Below are 3,017 nucleotides of genomic sequence, written 5' to 3'. Positions count from 1 at the left end.
CTTGCAGATAAAGAAATTGTTCAGGGCTATACGGATGGAGAATTTAAATATCGATCCGAAATTACCAGGGCAGAAGCGGCACTTATGATTACCCGGCTATTAAACTTAGATACGGAAAATGCTCCTCCTGCTCCGTTTACGGATGTGAAGCAGGGAGAATGGTATTCAGGAGCAGTCAATGCTTTATACGATGCAGGAATCATTGTAGGAAACGGCGATGGTTTATTTGGCACCAATGAGGATATTACCCGGGCAGAGTTATCCAAAATCATCGTAGAGGGATACAATTTGGAAATGCAGGAAGTGAATGCATTACCTTTTGAAGATGTGAATAACCAGGCCTGGTATACCGACTATCTTCGCGTCTTATATTCACATGGGCTGATCTCAGGTACCTCTGCCACTACGTTTGAGCCCAATGAGCCTATGATCCGTGGTGATTTTGCCTTGCTATCCTATAATACCGAGTATGGATATGGTGATTTGTTCCTTGAGCTTGAGGAAGCGGTGGCGATCAGTGCCTATCAAATCTCGGCAACCTTTAACAATGAGGAAACAGCTGTCATTCATCTGGATCAGCCTCTTGAACAAGGGGAAAATACGAGAACCTTCACTTATAAAGGGGAAACGTATGAAGACCGCTTGGACTATGAATTAATCTATCCAAAAGACATCGCGCTTGAGAATGAATACGTTGCTGCGGCGCTGCCTTATCTCGGTATTCCCTATTTATTCGGCGGGGAAACGACAGAAGGATTTGACTGCTCCGCTTTTACGAGACGTGTCTATGAAGAAGCAAAAGGTCTATTCCTTCCCCGGTCCACGGATCGGCAGTGGGATGTAGGACAGGATGTAGCTCTTGAAGACATTCAAGTAGGGGATGTTGTATTTTTCAGTAATACATACCGGGAAGGAATCTCGCATAATGGTATTTACGTAGGAAACGGTAAAATCATCCACTCTTCGAGAACCTACGGCATCAGCATTGCTTCGCTGAGCTCTTCCTATTGGCAGAAGAAATTTACCGGGGTCAAACGATTCGAGAATTTACGAATTCCGGAAGAAGATCCGGTCGTGTCAGAAGCAACGAAATACATAGGTGAATCTCCTTATCAAGCCGGCGGTGCAACTCCAGAAGGCTTCGGAGCGGCTGAATTTGTTCAATATGTATTTATGGAAGCGGAAGGAATTGAGCTTCCAGCCGATGGCTATGCTCAGATGGAAATCGGGGACGACGTCGCGAGAGAAGACTTGCAGCCCGGAGACATCGTCTTCCTGGAAGCGAATTATATGAACCCGACGATCTATGTAGGCAATGGACAGATTGTTCATGTTACAGTATCGAAAGGAGTTACGGTGACAAACTTAGTGACGAGCAGCTTCTGGGGCCCGAAATACGTAGGTGCGAAACGTGTAACTAAGGAAAATTACGATGATGTACCGGAACCTGAAGAGCCGGAAGATCCCGAGAATCCTCCGGAGGATCCAGAAGATCCACCAGAATACCCGGAAGATCCTGTGAACTAAAACAAAACCACCTCCCTGAGCGACGGGGAGGTGGTTTTTGTCATTGTTATTTATGTCTGACTTACCGTTTTCGGAGTCCGGCTTTCTACAAAGCGTTTCATGCGGTCCATTGCCTTATCCAATTGTTTCAGTGAAGTGGCATAGGAGCAGCGGATATAGCCTTCTCCACTTTCACCGAAGACATCACCAGGAACGACAGCAACCTGTTCTTCGTGAAGCAGTTGCTCGGCAAATTCAGCGGAGGATAATCCGGTAGCTTTAATGGAAGGGAAAGCATAGAAAGCGCCGCCGGGGTTCGGACAGTCGAGTCCCATTTCATTTAAGCTCGTTACGATAAAGTTTCGTCGCTGCTTATAGCTTTCAAACATATCCCGCACACTCGGGCGACCGTTTTTCATCGCTTCAAGCGCCGCGTGCTGAGCCATTGTCGGTGCGCACATCATTGTATATTGATGAATTTTTACCATGGCTGCAATTAAATCGGGTGGACCTGCCGCATAGCCGAGGCGCCAGCCAGTCATCGCGAATGCTTTAGAAAAACCACTGATCAGAATGGTCCGCTCTTTCATCCCGGCAAGCGAAGGGAAACTGGTATAGGAAGCGTCATAAGTAAGTTCAGCGTATATTTCATCTGACAGCGCCACTAAATCGTGCTTCTCAATCACCTCAGCAATAGGTTCAAGTTCCTCTTTCGTTAAAAAGGTGCCAGTAGGATTGTTAGGGTTGCAGAGCATGATTGCTTTCGTTTTTGGGGTAACTGCTTCTTCAATGGCTTCAGCGGTGAGTTTAAATTCATTATCAGCATCAGCCTGGATAGTGACAGGCGTGCCCCCTGCAAGACTAACGGTAGGAACATAAGCCACAAAGCTTGGTTCGACCACGATGACTTCATCGCCAGGCTCGACCACCGCCCTCAAAGCAAGATCAATGGCTTGACTTGCACCTACCGTCACAATCACCTGTTCGGCAGGGTCATAGTCCAACTGGAAATTCCCATTAAGGTATGTGCTGATTTCTTTTCGCAGTTCGATCATACCTGCATTTTCCGTGTAGGATGTATACCCTTGCTCAAGCGAATGGAAGCTTTGCTCGATAAAGTTCCATGGGGTCACGAAGTCCGGCTCGCCGACTCCCAGGGAAATGACATCCTCCATTTGGGCGGCGACATCAAAAAAACGGCGGATCCCCGATGGTTTCAGATTCTCCACATGCTTCGATACGAACGACTTTTTACTCATGGAGATACCACTATTCTTTTATCATCTTCATCATCGTCTTCCAGAATAAAGCCGTCGTGCTTGTATCTTTTCAGGACAAAATGGGTAGTGGTGGATAGAACGGAATCAAGTGCCGAGAGCTTCTCGGAAATGAACTTACCGATATCCATCATCGTCTTTCCATTAACCGTTACGGACAAATCATAGGCCCCTGACATTAAATACACCGCTTTCACCTCAGGAAAACGATAAATACGCTCGGCCACTTTATCA

Annotated in this window: 3 protein-coding genes; 1 reads left to right on the top strand and 2 read right to left on the bottom strand. The window is 46.7% G+C overall.

Annotated elements, in window-relative coordinates:
- The coding region (locus WAM07_RS13170) for an NlpC/P60 family protein (RefSeq protein WP_422167528.1) at positions 1–1,527 on the top strand (1,527 nt) is incomplete at its 5' end.
- A 50-nt stretch (positions 1,528–1,577) separates the two neighbouring features.
- Here the strand turns inward: WAM07_RS13170 and WAM07_RS13165 are convergent.
- The gene (locus tag WAM07_RS13165) at positions 1,578–2,765 is read right to left on the bottom strand and encodes an aminotransferase (RefSeq protein WP_422167526.1); all 1,188 of its coding nucleotides are present in this window, start codon (positions 2,763–2,765) and stop codon (positions 1,578–1,580) included.
- A partial coding sequence (locus tag WAM07_RS13160; protein ID WP_422167524.1) for an Lrp/AsnC family transcriptional regulator occupies positions 2,762–3,017 on the bottom strand: 256 nt, incomplete at its 5' end. The genes WAM07_RS13165 and WAM07_RS13160, both read right to left, overlap by 4 nt.

The organism is Halobacillus sp. (assembly GCF_049282395.1).
In the GTDB taxonomy this organism is placed as follows: domain Bacteria; phylum Bacillota; class Bacilli; order Bacillales; family Halobacillaceae; genus Halobacillus.
Note: the sequence above shows the minus strand (reverse complement) of the source record. Positions and strands in the feature narration are given on the sequence as shown.